General features: G+C 70.8%; 13 protein-coding genes and 1 pseudogene. 10 read left to right on the top strand and 4 right to left on the bottom strand.

From position 1 onward, the window contains the following. The first annotated feature begins 16 nt into the window (after positions 1 to 16). The 10 genes and pseudogenes from ACIRD8_RS12470 to ACIRD8_RS12425 all read left to right on the top strand — a co-directional run bounded on the left by ACIRD8_RS12470 (position 17) and on the right by ACIRD8_RS12425 (position 10,255). Complete coding sequence (locus ACIRD8_RS12470) at positions 17 to 955, top strand: carbohydrate ABC transporter permease (protein WP_403989471.1); 939 nt, start codon at positions 17 to 19, stop codon at positions 953 to 955. Next, positions 952 to 1,790, top strand: a pseudogene (locus ACIRD8_RS12465) (carbohydrate ABC transporter permease). The gene ACIRD8_RS12470 and the pseudogene ACIRD8_RS12465 overlap by 4 nt, the downstream one beginning before the upstream one ends. Next, positions 1,790 to 3,082 carry an ABC transporter substrate-binding protein gene (locus tag ACIRD8_RS12460; protein ID WP_403989468.1) on the top strand — a complete coding sequence of 431 codons (1,293 nt, stop codon included), beginning with the start codon at positions 1,790 to 1,792 and terminating at the stop codon, positions 3,080 to 3,082. Before ACIRD8_RS12465 ends, ACIRD8_RS12460 begins: the two are co-directional and overlap by 1 nt. 65 nt (positions 3,083 to 3,147) lie before the next feature. After that, a complete protein-coding gene (mgt, locus tag ACIRD8_RS12455; RefSeq protein ID WP_403989466.1) occupies positions 3,148 to 4,362 on the top strand; it encodes a macrolide-inactivating glycosyltransferase in 1,215 nt (404 codons plus the stop codon). Positions 4,363 to 4,662: 300 nt separating this feature from the next. Further along, on the top strand, positions 4,663 to 5,865 hold the full coding sequence (locus tag ACIRD8_RS12450; protein WP_403989464.1) for a S8 family peptidase: 1,203 nt from the start codon (positions 4,663 to 4,665) through the stop codon (positions 5,863 to 5,865). A gap of 104 nt (positions 5,866 to 5,969) precedes the next feature. Then, positions 5,970 to 6,518, top strand: a complete 549-nt coding sequence (locus tag ACIRD8_RS12445) for a DUF1697 domain-containing protein (protein WP_403989462.1) — start codon at positions 5,970 to 5,972, stop codon at positions 6,516 to 6,518. Continuing rightward, positions 6,511 to 6,894 (top strand): DUF4440 domain-containing protein, encoded by a 384-nt coding sequence (locus ACIRD8_RS12440; protein ID WP_403989460.1) that lies wholly within the window; start codon positions 6,511 to 6,513, stop codon positions 6,892 to 6,894. Before ACIRD8_RS12445 ends, ACIRD8_RS12440 begins: the two co-directional genes overlap by 8 nt. Positions 6,895 to 7,444: 550 nt before the next feature. Further along, the gene (locus ACIRD8_RS12435) at positions 7,445 to 8,362 is read left to right on the top strand and encodes a S1 family peptidase (protein ID WP_403989458.1); all 918 of its coding nucleotides are present in this window, start codon (positions 7,445 to 7,447) and stop codon (positions 8,360 to 8,362) included. Between the two features lie 130 nt (positions 8,363 to 8,492). Further along, complete coding sequence (locus tag ACIRD8_RS12430; protein ID WP_403989456.1) at positions 8,493 to 9,494, top strand: ketopantoate reductase family protein; 1,002 nt, start codon at positions 8,493 to 8,495, stop codon at positions 9,492 to 9,494. A gap of 77 nt (positions 9,495 to 9,571) precedes the next feature. Beyond that, complete coding sequence (locus ACIRD8_RS12425) at positions 9,572 to 10,255, top strand: DsbA family protein (RefSeq protein WP_403989454.1); 684 nt, start codon at positions 9,572 to 9,574, stop codon at positions 10,253 to 10,255. Here ACIRD8_RS12425 and ACIRD8_RS12420 read toward each other — a convergent pair. The 4 genes from ACIRD8_RS12420 to ACIRD8_RS12405 are packed head-to-tail and all read right to left on the bottom strand — an operon-like array spanning position 10,210 to position 13,789. Continuing rightward, positions 10,210 to 10,962: a sirohydrochlorin chelatase gene (locus ACIRD8_RS12420; protein ID WP_403989452.1), complete on the bottom strand. Its 753-nt coding sequence runs from the start codon at positions 10,960 to 10,962 to the stop codon at positions 10,210 to 10,212. The two genes, ACIRD8_RS12425 and ACIRD8_RS12420, sit on opposite strands and share 46 nt — an antisense overlap. Before the next feature lie 6 nt (positions 10,963 to 10,968). Beyond that, positions 10,969 to 11,847 carry an ABC transporter permease gene (locus tag ACIRD8_RS12415; protein ID WP_403989450.1) on the bottom strand — a complete coding sequence of 293 codons (879 nt, stop codon included), beginning with the start codon at positions 11,845 to 11,847 and terminating at the stop codon, positions 10,969 to 10,971. Continuing rightward, positions 11,834 to 12,625, bottom strand: a complete 792-nt coding sequence (locus ACIRD8_RS12410; protein ID WP_403989448.1) for an ABC transporter ATP-binding protein — start codon at positions 12,623 to 12,625, stop codon at positions 11,834 to 11,836. The genes ACIRD8_RS12415 and ACIRD8_RS12410 overlap by 14 nt, the downstream gene beginning before the upstream one ends. Before the next feature lie 48 nt (positions 12,626 to 12,673). After that, complete coding sequence (locus ACIRD8_RS12405) at positions 12,674 to 13,789, bottom strand: aliphatic sulfonate ABC transporter substrate-binding protein (RefSeq protein WP_403989446.1); 1,116 nt, start codon at positions 13,787 to 13,789, stop codon at positions 12,674 to 12,676. Positions 13,790 to 13,791: the final 2 nt, after the last annotated feature.

Raw genomic sequence — 13,791 nt, 5'->3', positions numbered from 1 at the left:
AAAAGGGGTCGAATTCATGACATTGGCGAGCGCAATGGCGCGGTCCGGGCGTAAGGGCCCGCACGGCGGACGGGGTGAGGGGCGCCGACGGGACGGCGCCACCTGGTTCCTGGTGCTGCCCGCACTGATCCCGATCCTGATCCTGAGCGTCGGCCCGCTGCTCTACGGCATCCTGCTCGCCTTCACCGACGCGCAGTCCGGCCGCACCCGCTCCACCCAGTGGATCGGCGTCCTCAACTTCCAGGACCTGCTGCACGACACCCTGTTCTGGGACTCCTTCCGGATCGGCCTGCTGTGGGCGGTGGGGGTCACGGTCCCGCAGTTCGTGCTCGCGCTGGGCCTCGCCCTGCTGCTCAACGCGAACCTGCGGATGCGCTGGCTCGCCAGGGCGCTGGCGATCGTCCCCTGGGCCATGCCCGAGGTCGTCGTCGGCATCATGTGGCGCCTGGTCTACAACCCTGACGCGGGCATCCTCAACGAGACCATCCGGGATCTAGGGTTCGGCGACGGCAGGGACTGGCTGACCGGGCTCGCCACCGCGCTGCCCGCCGTGATCGTCGTCGGCATCTGGGCCGGGATGCCGCAGACCGCCGTGGCACTGCTGGCCGGGCTGCAGAACACCCCGCACGAACTGCACGAGGCGGCCGCCCTCGACGGCGCCGGGGCCTGGCGCCGCTTCCGTACCGTCACCTGGCCGGCGATCAGACCGGTGGCACTCGCGATCAGCGCGCTCAACTTCATCTGGAACTTCAACTCCTTCGCCCTGGTCTACGTCCTGACCAGCGGCGGGCCCGGCGGCCGCACCCGGCTGCCGATGCTCTTCGCCTACGAGGAGGCGTTCCGCTACGGACAGTTCGGCTACGCCGCCGCCATGGGATGCGTGATGGTCGCCGTCATCTCGGTGCTCCTCGCCTTCTATCTCGTCGGCCGGCTCAGGGGAGGCGAGGACGCATGAGCCTCCGTACGGGCAGAACCGCGCGCGCCGGGCAGTACGCCGCGCTCCTGTGCTACCTCGTCTTCCTGGCGTTCCCCTTCCTCTGGCTGATATCCACCGCCTTCAAGCCGGCCCGCGAGCTCGGATCGCTGCACCCCACGTGGATCCCCGAGGACCCGACGCTGGACAACTTCCGGCAGGCCTTCGACGAGCAGCCGCTGCTGCGGGCCGCGGCCAACTCGCTGACCGCCGCGCTCTGCGCCGCTCTGATCGCGGTCGTCATCGCCACCCCCATGGCCTATGTGATGGCCCGTCACCGGGGGCGGCTGTCCACGGCCGCCACCGGATGGTCGTGGTCAGCCAGGCGTTCCCCTTCGTCCTGGTGATCATTCCGCTCTTCCTGGTCCTCAAATACCTGCACCTGATCAACTCGCTGTGGGGGCTGATCCTGGTGTACGTCGTCTGGTCGCTCCCCTTCGCGCTCTGGATGCTCGCCGGATACGTACGGGCCGTGCCGCCCGAGCTGGAGGAGGCCGCAGCCGTCGACGGGGCGGGGAAGGCGCGGATCCTCATGTCGGTCACCGCGCCGCTGCTGGCCCCGGGGATCGTCGCCACCGCGCTCTTCGCGTTCATCACCGCATGGAACGAGTTCTTCTTCGCGCTCGTCCTGCTCAAGACCCCGGAGAAGCAGACGTTGCCGGTCGTCCTCACCCACTTCCTCGGCGCGGAGGGCGTGGCCGACCTCGGGCCGCTCGCCGCCGCCGCGTTCCTCGCCACGCTTCCCTCGCTCGTGCTCTTCGCGGTCATCCAGAAGCGCATCACGGGCGGCCTGACGGCCGGGGCGGTGAAGCACTGATGCGCCGCCGCCTGCCCGCGCTCGCCGCGGCGGCCACCGCGCTCGCCCTCCTGCTGACCGGCTGCTCGGGGGAGGACGGTACGGACGCGGACGGCACGATCCGGCTCAGCTTCCAGTCGCTGGCCTGGCAGAAGGAGTCCGTCGACGCCAACAAGCAGCTTGTACGCGAGTGGAACGCCGCCCATCCGGACGTCCAGGTGGACTACGTCCAGGGCAGCTGGGACAACGTCCACGACCAGCTGCTCACCTCCTTCGAGGGCGGTGAGGCGCCCGACATCATCCATGACGCCTCCGACGACCTCGCGGACTTCGCGTACGGCGGATACCTCGCCGATCTGCGGGACCTGCTGCCCGACCGGCTGACCCAGGACATCCCGCAGCAGTCCTGGGAGACCACCACCTTCGACGGCGGCGTCTACGGAGTCCCCTTCCTCCAGGAACCCAAGGTCCTCATCGCCAACACGAAGATCCTCGCGTCCTCGGGTGTCCGGATCCCGACCCCGGAGAAGCCCTGGAGCTGGCCGGAATTCCGCCAGGTCACCGGGAAGCTGACGAAGAAGGGGACGTACGGGGTCGCCTGGCCGCTCAAGGAGCCGGTGTCCGTCACCCTCAACCTGGGCCTCTCCGCCGGCGGGCAGCTCTTCCACCGCGGCGCGGACGGCAAGGTGACCATCCGGTCCGACGCGGGCGACCTGGTCATGCCCGGCACGGTCCGCGACCAGGTCAACTCCGACCACAGCGCCGCGCGTTCGGCGCTCGGCATGGGAGGGTCGGACACGCTCCCCGGCTTCTTCGGCGGCAAGTACGCCATGGTCCCGCTCGGCTTCTCCTACCGCCAGCAGGTCGTCGAGCAGGCCCCCGAGGGCTTCGAGTGGACGGTGCTCCCCACCCCGGCCGGCAGCGGAGGCCTCGCCCAGGGGGTCAGCCCGCAGACCCTCTCGGTGGCCGAGGACAGCCCGCACAAGGAGGAGGCCGCCCAGTTCATCGACTTCCTGCTGCGCCCCGCGAACATGGTGCGCCTCGCCAGGGGCGACTGGATGCTGCCCACCGGCACCGAGGCGCTGGCCGACCCCGCGCTGCACACCGAGGAGAACGGCTGGGCGACCGGCACCGCGCTGGCCCGGGCGCTGCGCCCCGCGCCCGCGCAGTCGGTCCGCGGCTATCCCGAGTGGAAGGACAAGGTCGCCACGCCCGCGCTCCAGGAGTTCTACAGCGGGGCCATCGGAACCGAGGAGCTGAGGAAACGCCTGGTCGACGACGGGAACCGGGTGCTGGCCCGCTACCAGCGCTGAGCCGGACCGGGCAGGGGCCCGGAAATCAGCTGGACGAGACGTATCGTCTCGCTTAAGGTCGCGGCATGACATCGATCCCGCGCGCCCATATCGCCATGTTCTCCATCGCCGCCCACGGGCATGTGAACCCCAGCCTCGAAGTGATCCGGGAGCTCGTCGCCCGTGGGCACCGCGTCAGTTACGCCATCCCGGCCTCCTTCGCCGAGAAGGTCGCCGCCACCGGGGCCGAGCCGGTGATTTACACCTCGGTGCTGCCCACCGCGGACAACCCGGAGGACTGGGGCACCGAACTCATCGACAATATCGAGCCGTTCCTCGCGGACGCCGTCCAGGCGCTTCCGCAGCTCGCCGACGCCTTCGAGGGGGACGAGCCCGACCTCGTCCTGCACGACATCACCTCCTACCCGGCCCGCGTCCTCGCCCACCGCTGGGGCGTGCCCGCCGTCCAGCTCTGGCCCAACCTGGTCCCCTGGGAGGGGTACGCGGAGGAGGTGGGGGACCCCGCGACCGCCGGGCTGAAGCAGACCGAGCGGGGCCGGGCGTACTACGCGCGCTTCGCTGCCTGGCTCGCGGAGAACGGCCTGGGCGACCTTTCCTCGGACGACTTCGTGGCCCGGCCGCGCCGTGGCCTGGTGCTGATCCCCGAGGCGCTCCAGCCGAACGCCGACCGGGTGGATCACGCCAGGTTCACCTTCGTCGGCGCCTGCCAGGGCGACCGGGCCGACCAGGGCGAGTGGAAGCGGCCCGCGGGCGCCGAGAAGGTCCTGCTGGTCTCCCTGGGGTCCTCGTTCACCGACGAGCCGGCGTTCTACCGCGCGTGCGTCGAGGCGTTCGGCGAACTGCCCGGCTGGCACGTGGTGCTGCAGATCGGCGCACACGTGGACCCGTCCGCACTCGGTGACGTACCGGACGGCGTCGAGGTGCACTCCTGGGTCCCGCAGCTGTCCGTGCTGAGGCAGGCGGACGCCTTCATCACCCATGCGGGAGCGGGCGGCAGCCAGGAGGGGCTCGCCACCGCCACCCCGATGGTCGCGGTGCCGCAGGCCGTCGACCAGTTCGGCAACGCGGACATGCTCCAGGCCCTCGGCGTCGCCCGGCACCTGCCGAAGGAGGAGGCCGACGCCGCCTCCCTGCGCGCCGCGGTGCTCGCTCTGGTGGACGACCCGGAGGTGGCCGCGAGGCTGGCGCGGATCCAGGAGCGGATGGCGGGGGAGGGTGGCACCGGTCGGGCGGCCGATCTCATCGAGGCCGAACTTCCCGCAAACGGTGCGCACAACTGAAACATGGCATTCCGTTCCCGCGTTCCCTAGCAATGACGTGGGCTTATCTGCTGTGAATCGCGCTGAGTTCATCCGTACGGGATCCAAGTGCGGCCCCATGTGCGAGACATGACCCAGCGGTTTGCCCGTCATGGAGGGAAGTGCGCAGGTTTTCTGTGACCAAAGTTTGCCGAGTGGGTGACGGCTGCATGAAGTTCTTGATCTGGGCGCGTCAATCGAGCAGTGTTTCGAGGCAGCCCCCGGAGATCTTCCGGCCGAGGGCCAATCCCCCCACAAAGAATGACGAGGAGACCCCTCTTCATGGCAATTCACAAGCGCGTGCGTTCGGTCAAGCTCACCGCCGCGATAACCGCCGTGGCAGCCGCCGCCGGCGTCACCCTGCTCACCACCCCGTTCGCCGGAGCCGCTCCGGCGCCCACGATGGGCACCGTCTACGGCGCGGACGCGGCGACCGCCGTCTCCGGCAGCTACATCGTGATGCTGGACCAGAAGGCCGACAAGGCCGGACTGGCCGAGGAGTACGGCGGGAAGCTCCAGCGGAACTACAAGTCGGCCATCAACGGCTTCTCCGCCAGCGGGCTTTCGGAGACCGAGGCCAAGCGGCTGGCCGCCGACCCGGCCGTCTCCAAGGTCGTCCAGAACAAGAAGTTCCACATCGACGCCACCCAGGACAACCCGCCGTCGTGGGGGCTGGACCGGATCGACCAGGCCGAGACCGCCGGTGACGACGCGTACACCTACCCGGACGCCGCGGGCGGTGACGTCACGGCGTACGTGATCGACACCGGTGTCCGCGTCACGCACAACGACTTCGAGGGCCGGGCCACCTCGGGCTTCGACGCCGTGGACAACGACGACGACGCCGACGACGGCAACGGACACGGCACCCATGTGGCCGGAACCATCGCGGGCGCGTCCCACGGTGTGGCCAAGAAGGCGAAGATCGTGGCCGTCCGCGTCCTGGACGACGCGGGCTCGGGCACCACCGAGCAGGTCGTCGCGGGCATCGACTGGGTCACCGCGAACCACGAGGGCCCCTCCGTCGCCAACATGAGCCTCGGCGGCTCCGCGGACCCGGCCCTCGACGCCGCGGTGCAGAAGGCGATCGCCTCCGGTGTCACCTTCGCGGTCGCCGCGGGCAACGAGTCGAGCGACGCGGGCGAGGGCTCCCCCTCGCGCGTCCCCGAGGCCATCACGGTCGCCTCGTCCACGGTGGACGACGAGCAGTCGTCGTTCTCCAACTTCGGTTCGGTCGTGGACATCTACGCGCCGGGCTCGGACATCACGTCGGCCTGGAACGACAGCGACGACGCCACGAACACCATCTCGGGTACGTCCATGGCGACCCCGCACGTCGTCGGCGCCGCGGCCGTCTACCTCGGCGGTCACCCGGACGCCACCCCTGAGGAGGTCGCCACGGCGCTCTCCGACGGCGCCACCCCGGACGCCATCTCCAACGCGACCGAGGGCACCGCGAACAAGCTCCTGAAGATCGTGGAGTAGTACCGGCGGGACACACGGCACGAGCAGGAGGCCGCCGCGCTCTCCCCCACGGGGCGCGGCGGCCTGTTCCATGGGAAAGCCACGACAGGCTCTAGGGTGGGGACATGAGCACGATGTACGCGGCGCTGCTGCGGGGGATCAACGTCAGCGGCCACCGGCGGGTCCCGATGGCCGAACTGTGTACGCTGCTCGGGGAGCTGGGGCACGAGGACGTCGCCACGTACCTGCAGAGCGGGAACGCCGTGTTCCGCGGCGCGTCGGACGACGAGGGCGAGCTCGCCGCCGGGCTGGAGCGGGCGATCGAGGAGCACTTCGGCTTTCCGGTCGACTGTCTCGTACGCTCGGCCGCCTACCTCGCGGCCGTGGCCGACGCCTGTCCGTTCTCCGCCGCCGAGCTCGAGGCCAAGCAGCTGCACGTCACGTACGTCGACCAGCCCCTCGACGCGGCACGGTTCGCCTCGCTCGACGCCGACGCCTTCCGCCCGGAGGAGTTCCGGCTGGGGGACCGCGCCTACTATCTGTACGCGCCCGACGGACTCGGCCGCTCCAAGCTCGCCGTCGCGCTCGGGCGCCCCGCCGTCACCCGTGGCCTCGTCGCCACCAGCCGTAACTGGAACACCGTGGTCAAGCTTGTGGAGATGACGCGTGGCTGAGCCCCCGCCCGCCGTGGCCGCGGCCATCGAGGGCGAACTCCGCCTCCTCGACCCCGTGGTGAGGGCATCCGCGGACGTCCTGGTCACCCTGCTGCACCCCGACTTCCGGGAGATCGGCACCAGCGGCCGACTCTGGGAGCGGGACACGATCATCGCCATGCTCACGGCCCCGGGCGCGCCGAGCCCGGAGCCGCTCACCGCGTCACGGATGCGAGGTGACCAGCTCACACCGGACCTGGTGCACCTCACCTTCGACACGGAGTCCAACGGCCTTCGGTCCCACCGCAGTTCGCTGTGGCGGCTGACCGGGAGCGGCTGGCTGCTCTACTTCCACCAGGCGACGCCCTTCATCGACGACCCGTTCGCCGAGGTCTGAGCCCGCGCGTCCGCAGGCTCCCGGGACATCCCCCGCAGCACACACCGGGGCGGTGTCGCAAGAGTGCCGCCCCGGACTGATCTGCGCCCGCAGCCCGTCCGGTTCTCGCCGGAGGGGCTGATTCCGGCCACCTGGAGCGCCCGGGCAAAACGCCGGTAAGCCATCCGAACAGGCCGTGCCCCGATGCGTCCGGTCCGGGCCGTGGACACCACCGGGGGCACGCCGCGCGGGCAGGGGTGGTGTGTGTGAACGCGATGCGCGTAGACAGCGGCCGACGTCCGCTCCCGGTTGCGGGCTTTGCTGCAATTCGCTGCCCACCTCCGTTCGGTGGGCGGACGCCGTTGTTCGGAGGTCACTCGCACGCATATCGGAGTTCAGGGTCCGTTCTCCGTCGCGGTCCGGAAGACGACCTTGTCACCGGTGCAAGCGGAGTCAAGGATTCGAGGCGTGCGGTTGGCAGGTCCACGACTAGAACCCCTGGTCGAGGAGAGCCGCACGCCCTCGGCCCGCCCACCCAGCGGACCGACACCCCCCAATGACGGAGGATCCTGTGACCTTCAAGCGCTTCGCCCCCCTCAGCTCGCTCTCCAGACGCGCCCGTCTCATCGCCGCGACCTCAGGTCTGGTCACCGCCGTCGCGCTTGCGGCACCCACCGCGGTCGCCCAGGCCGCTCCCGACGCCACCGTGACGAAGGCCGCGCTCGCCGACGCCAGCTCGGCCGTGCGCGGCGCCGACATCGCCGGCACCGCCTGGTACACGGACGCGAGCACCGGCAAGGTCGTCGTCACCGTCGACAGCTCGGTCACCGCCGCAGAGATCGCCACGATCAAGGAGTCGGTCACCGACTCGGGCGCGAAGGCCGACATCAAGCACACCGAAGGCACGTTCAACAAGCTCATCGCGGGCGGCCAGGCCATCTACGCCGGTGGCGGCCGCTGTTCCCTCGGCTTCAACGTCCGCAGCGGCAGCACGTACTACGCGCTGACCGCCGGGCACTGCACCGAGATAGGCAGCACCTGGTACACCAACTCAGGCCAGACCACGACCCTCGGCACCCGGGCCGGCTCCAGCTTCCCGGGCAACGACTACGGTCTGATCCGGCACAGCAGCTCCGCCGCGGCGGACGGCCGGGTCTACCTCTACAACGGCAGCTACCAGGACATCACCTCCGCCGCGACCCCCAGCGTCGGCCAGTCCGTCAAGCGCAGCGGCTCCACCACCGGCGTCCACAGCGGCACCGTCACCGGCCTCAACGCGACGGTGAACTACGGCGGCGGCGACATCGTCAGCGGTCTGATCCAGACCAACGTCTGCGCCGAGCCCGGCGACAGCGGCGGCTCGCTCTTCTCCGGCACCACGGCGCTGGGCCTCACCTCGGGCGGCAGCGGCAACTGCACCTCCGGCGGCACCACGTTCTTCCAGCCGGTCACCGAGGCGCTGAGCGCCTACGGGGTCAGCGTCTTCTAGACCGCACGCACCGCAACGCACCGCAGCACCGCACGCACCTCACCACCTGACGACGGGCCGCGCTCACCGAGCGCGGCCCGTTGCCATGACCGCTTTCCGTACCGGCGGGCGCTGTGCCAGGCTCACGGGCATGCGCTACATCATCATCGGAACGGGCGCCGTCGGCGGCGCCATAGGCGGACGGCTCGCGGAGGCGGGCCACGAGGTGGTGCTCGTCGCGCGCGGGGCGCAGTACGACGCCCTGCGCGAGGACGGGCTGCGCCTCACCACACCCGAGGGCACCCGCACCCACCGGCTCCCCGTCGCCGACGGCCTGCAGTCGGTAGACCTCGGCCCGGACGACGTCCTCGTCCTCGCCGTCAAGACGCAGGACAGCGTCGCCGCGCTCGACGCCTGGAGCGTGCGGCCGGTGGCCGGCGGCGGAACGGCGGGGGAGCGGCTCCCCCTGATCTGCGCGCAGAACGGCGTGGAGAGTGAACGCCTGGCACTGCGCCGGTTCCACCGCGTCTACGGCTGCTGCGTCTTCCTCCCCGCGACCTTCGTGGAGCCGGGCAGGGTGCTCGCCCCCGGAGCCCCGGTCACCGGAATCCTGCACCTCGGCCGGTACCCGTCCGGAACCGACGACACCGTGCGCGCCGTCGCCGCGGACTGGGAGAAGGCGACACTGGAGGCCCCCGTCGTCCCCGACGTGATGCGCTGGAAGTACGCCAAGCTGCTCTCCAACCTCGCCAACGCGATCGAGGCGGCCACCGGAGTGCTCAGCGGCCCCGACGGCTTCGCCCTCTTCGACCGGGCCCGGGCGGAGGCGCGGGCGGTGTTCGCGGCGGCCGGCATCGAGGCGACGGGGAGCGCGGAGCAGGAGGCGGCCCGCGGCGGAAGGATCCGCTTCGACCCGCTCGACGGCTCCGAGCGCGGCGGAGGGTCCTCCTGGCAGAGCCTCAGCCGCGGCACGGGCACCATCGAGGCCGACTACCTCAACGGGGAGATCGTCCTGCTCGGCCGGCTGCACGGCATCCCGACACCCGTCAACGACGTCCTGCGGCGCACCGCGAACACCTTTGCCCGGGAGCGGCGGGCCGCCGGCTCGATGACGGTGGCCGAGCTCACCGCCCTGGCCGACGCGGCGTCCTGAGGAGGCGGGAGGTGGCCCAGCGGAACGCCTGCGGATTGGCCCAGAGGCGCGGGCCACGGTCTCCCTAGGCTCCTCGCATGAGCACCCACGTGAACGACACGGCGGGCAGGACGGCGGTCGACTTCTACTTCGACCCCGCCTGCCCGTTCGCCTGGATCGCCTCCCGCTGGATGCTGGAGGTCGAGCGCGAGCGCGACATCGAGCTCCGCTTCCACGTCATGAGCCTCCACCTCCACAACACCGGCAACGAACTCCCCGACTGGTACCGCGAGCTGGTCGACAAGTCGATCGGCCCCGTCCGGGTGGCCGCCGCCGCGGCGGAGCACCACGGGCCCGGCATCCTCCGGGACCTCTACACCGCCCTGGGCACCCGCATCCACCCGGGGAAGAACGAGGACTTCGACGCCGTCGTCGCCGAGTCCCTCGCCGAACTGGGCCTGCCCGCCGCACTCGCGGAGGCCGCGCACACCGACACGTACGACGAAGCCGTACGCCGCAGCCACGACCGGGGGAAGGACCCCGCCGCCGGCTCGTACGTCGGCACCCCCACGATCCATGTCGACGGCACCGTGTGGTTCGGCCCGGTGCTCAACTCCGTACCGAGGGGCGAGGAGGCGGCACGGCTCTTCGACAGCTTCCGGGTCCTGGCCGGCCACCCGGACTTCTTCGAGCTGAAGCGGGAGCGCACCGGCAGCCTGGACCTGGCGGACACGGGTCAGGCGCTCAGCGCCCCGGCCACCGGCACCCGCGCCTCGTCGTAGCGGGTCAGCAGCAGCCGGGCCAGGGCGGGGGACGGGCCCAGGACGCCGGCGAGCACATCCGCCCCGGCCTCCTCCCCGCCCGCGGCGATACGGTCCGGGAGGCGGCCGGGGGCGATGACGTACGGAGCCACCGCGACCCGGCGTACGCCGTCGGCCCGCAGGGCGCGTACGACGTCCGCGGTACGGGGAAGGGATGCGGAGGCGAACGCAGGCCGCACGGCGCACCAACCGGTGTGCCGCAGCTCCCGCGCGATTTCAGCGATCACTGCGATCGCCTCCGGGTCTGTGGAGCCCGCCGACGCCAGGACCAGCCCGGTCGAGCCCTTGTCGCCGGGGGCAGCCCCGGCCTCGTACAGCCGCTGTTCCAGGGCCGCGTTCAGGAGCGGGGACGGACCGAGGACGTCGGCCTGGCTGATCCGCAGCCGCGGCAGCCGCGCGCGGGCCTCGCGCAGCACCGAGGGGATGTCCGACTTCGCGTGGAAGGCCCGGGTCAGCAGCAGGGGGAGCGCGACGATCTCGTCCGCCCCCTCCGCGGCCAGGCGCTCCAGCACCCTGGGCACGGACGGGGCGTTGAACTCCAGGAAGCCCGTCTCCACCCGCAGCCCGGGCCGCAGCGCCCGTACCCGCGCGGTGAGCGCGTGCACGGTCGCCGCGTGCCGCGGGTCGCGGCTGCCGTGGGCGATGACGAGCAGGACGGGGGAGGCCATGAGAACTCAGCTCTTGACGAGGAGACCGCGGCTGCGCAGCACCCGCCGCTCCAGCGGACTGAAGATCAGCAGGTCGATCGCGATGCCGACGAACAGGATCAGGAGGATCGCCAGGAAGATCCCCGGCATGTCGAAGTTGTTCCGGCCGTTCTCCAGCAACTGGCCGAGGCCCAGGCCCAGGTCGGGCGAGGAGGCGATGATCTCGGCGGCCATGAGCGAGCGCCAGGAGAACGCCCAGCCCTGCTTGAGGCCCGCCAGATAACCGGGCAGCGCGGCCGGCAGGACGATGTGGATCGTCCCGCGCAGCCCCGTCGCGCCGATCGTGCGGCCCGCGCGCAGGAACAGCGGCGGCACCTGGTCGACGCCGGAGACCAGGCCGTTGGCGACGGACGGCACCGCGCCGAGCAGGATCACCGCGTACATCGTCTTGTCGTCGAGGCCGAGCCAGATGATGGCGGGCGCCACCCACGCCACGGACGGCAGGGACTGCAGCCCGGACAGGATCGGGCCGATCGCCGCCCTGACCACCTTCACCCGCGCGACCAGGAGACCCAGCGGGGTGCCGATCGCGACGGCCATCACGAAGCCGAGCAGACCGCGCGACACGCTGGTCCAGATGACCTCCAGCAGGGTGCCCTGCGCCCACATGTCGGTCAGGCTGTCCCAGACCGCCAGCGGCGGCGGCAGCTTGTAGTCGTCGGTGACCTTCGCCCAGACCAGCAGCTGCCAGACGAGGACCACCAGGACGACCGCGACGACCGGCGGCAGGACCTTGTTGAGCAGGATCTCGCGGGCCGGCGTCCTGCGCACCTGTACGGCGTCGAGCGCGTCCAGGCCCGCTTCGAGTCCCGCCAGGTCGTCGGCCTTCGTTTCAGTGCTGGCCATGTCGGCGGATCTCCCCACGCAGTTGTTCGGTGATCTCGACGGACAGCTCCGCCACGGCGGTGTCCTCGATGCGGCGAGGCTGCTCGATGTCGACCGTCCACTCCCGGGCGATCCGGCCGGGCCGCGAGGACAGCAGGATGACGCGCTGGGCGAGCCGTACCGCCTCGCGCACGTTGTGGGTGACGAAGAGGACGGAGGCGTTCGTCTCGCGCCAGATCCGGGTCAGTTCGTCGTGCAGCACATCGCGGGTGATGGCGTCGAGTGCGGCGAACGGCTCGTCCATCAGCAGCAGTTGGCTGTCCTGGGCGAGCGCCCTGGCCATCGCCACCCGCTGCCGCATGCCGCCGGAGAGCTCGTGCACCCGCTTCCCGTACGCCCCGCCGAGGCGCACGAGTTCGAGCAGCCGCTCCGCCTCGGGGCGGCGGTCCGACTTCGGTACCCCGCGCAGCCGCAGGGCCAGTTCGATGTTCTTGCCCGCGGTCAGCCACGGGAAGAGGGCGTGCTCCTGGAACATCAGGGCCGGCCGCCCGCCGGGGGTCTCGATGGACCCCGCGGTCGGGCGGTCGAGTCCTGCCACCAGGTTGAGCAGGGTCGACTTTCCGCACCCGGAGGCTCCCAGGAGGGTGACGAACTCGCCCGGAGCGACATCGAGCGAGATGTCGTCCAGGACGAGCTGCTGCCCCGTGGGTCCGGAGAAGGACTTGGACACGTTCGTGAGACGAGCGGCGTGCTCGACCGCTGCACGGTCCTCGGCCTTGGTGAGGGTGGTGGTCGCCATGGTCGTCACCTCCTGGGAGTCATCAGGGATCCTGGTGCGGTCGGTCGGTTACTTGACGCCGAGACCAGCGTCGGCGACCTCGGGCTGCCCCGCGGCCTTGAGAATCTTGTTCAGCGGCTTCAGGTCGTAGATGCCGTTGAGGTCGGGCTTCTCCAGCAGACCGGCACCGACCGCGTGGTCCGCCTGCGCCTGGAGCGTCGCGGCCAGCGGGTCGTCGGTGATCTGGATGGACTTCCACGCCGGGTCGAGGACCTCGGCGGGCAGCGCCTTGCCGCTCAGCTTCTCCAGCGCCGTGTTGGCCGAGGCCTTCGCCTCGTCCGGGTTGGCGTTGATCCACTTGTTGGTGTTCACCGTGCCGCGCAGCACCGCGTCCACGACGTCAGGGTGCTCGGAGAGGAACTTCTGCGACACGATGATGTTGGTGATGACGAACTTGTCGTCCGGCCACAGCGTCGACTCGTCGAGCAGGACCTTGCCGCCCTCGGCGACCAGCTTCGAAGCGGTCGGCTCCGGGACCCAGGCGCCGTCCAGGGAACCGGCCTTGAAGGCGTCCGGGGTCACCTTGTTGTCCGAGCGGACCACGGAGACGTCGCCCTTGCCGCTCTGCGCGTCGACCTTCCAGCCCTTCTCGGCAATCCAGTTGAGGAACGCCACGTCCTGGGTGTTGCCGAGCTGCGGGGTGGCGATCTTCTTGCCCTTGAGGTCGTCCAGGGTCTTGATCTTCTTCGGGTTCACGACGAGCTTCACGCCGCCGGAGGCCGAACCGCCGATGATCCGCAGGCTCTGGCCCTTGGACTTGCTGTAGCCGTTGATCGAGGGGGAGGGGCCGATGAAGCCGATGTCGATCGAACCCGCGTTGAGCGCCTCGATCTCGGAGGGCCCGGCGTTGAAGGTCGAGGGCTTGACCGTGGTGCCGCCCAGCTCCTTGGCGATGAGGCCTTCCTGGATACCGACCAGGGCGGTGGCGTGCGTGAGGTTCGGGAAGTACCCGATCTTCACGGTGTCGGCCGAGAGCTTCTTCCCGTCGGCGGAGACGCTCGACTTCTCGGAGTCGTCGTCCTTCGCCTCGGAGCCGTAGCCGCAAGCGGTGAGTGCCACGGCGAGCAGCGGCAGAGCGGCGGCAGCGGCGAGGCTGCGGCGGACAGTGGTACGGGTGGCAGGCACGG

Source organism: Streptomyces sp. NPDC102451 (genome assembly GCF_044765485.1).
Taxonomy (GTDB): domain Bacteria; phylum Actinomycetota; class Actinomycetes; order Streptomycetales; family Streptomycetaceae; genus Streptomyces.
This window is presented reverse-complemented; position numbering and strand designations above follow the sequence as displayed.

Bases quoted from the DNA above. Each gene is read 5' to 3' on its own strand.
- ACIRD8_RS12470 (WP_403989471.1), top strand. From the start codon at position 17: ATGACATTGGCGAGCGCAATGGCGCGGTCCGGGCGTAAGGGCCCGCAC.
- ACIRD8_RS12460 (WP_403989468.1), top strand. From the start codon at position 1,790: ATGCGCCGCCGCCTGCCCGCGCTCGCCGCGGCGGCCACCGCGCTCGCC.
- mgt (WP_403989466.1), top strand. From the start codon at position 3,148: ATGACATCGATCCCGCGCGCCCATATCGCCATGTTCTCCATCGCCGCC.
- ACIRD8_RS12450 (WP_403989464.1), top strand. From the start codon at position 4,663: ATGGCAATTCACAAGCGCGTGCGTTCGGTCAAGCTCACCGCCGCGATA.
- ACIRD8_RS12445 (WP_403989462.1), top strand. From the start codon at position 5,970: ATGAGCACGATGTACGCGGCGCTGCTGCGGGGGATCAACGTCAGCGGC.
- ACIRD8_RS12430 (WP_403989456.1), top strand. From the start codon at position 8,493: ATGCGCTACATCATCATCGGAACGGGCGCCGTCGGCGGCGCCATAGGC.
- ACIRD8_RS12425 (WP_403989454.1), top strand. From the start codon at position 9,572: ATGAGCACCCACGTGAACGACACGGCGGGCAGGACGGCGGTCGACTTC.
- ACIRD8_RS12420 (WP_403989452.1), bottom strand. From the start codon at position 10,962: ATGGCCTCCCCCGTCCTGCTCGTCATCGCCCACGGCAGCCGCGACCCG.
- ACIRD8_RS12415 (WP_403989450.1), bottom strand. From the start codon at position 11,847: ATGGCCAGCACTGAAACGAAGGCCGACGACCTGGCGGGACTCGAAGCG.
- ACIRD8_RS12410 (WP_403989448.1), bottom strand. From the start codon at position 12,625: ATGGCGACCACCACCCTCACCAAGGCCGAGGACCGTGCAGCGGTCGAG.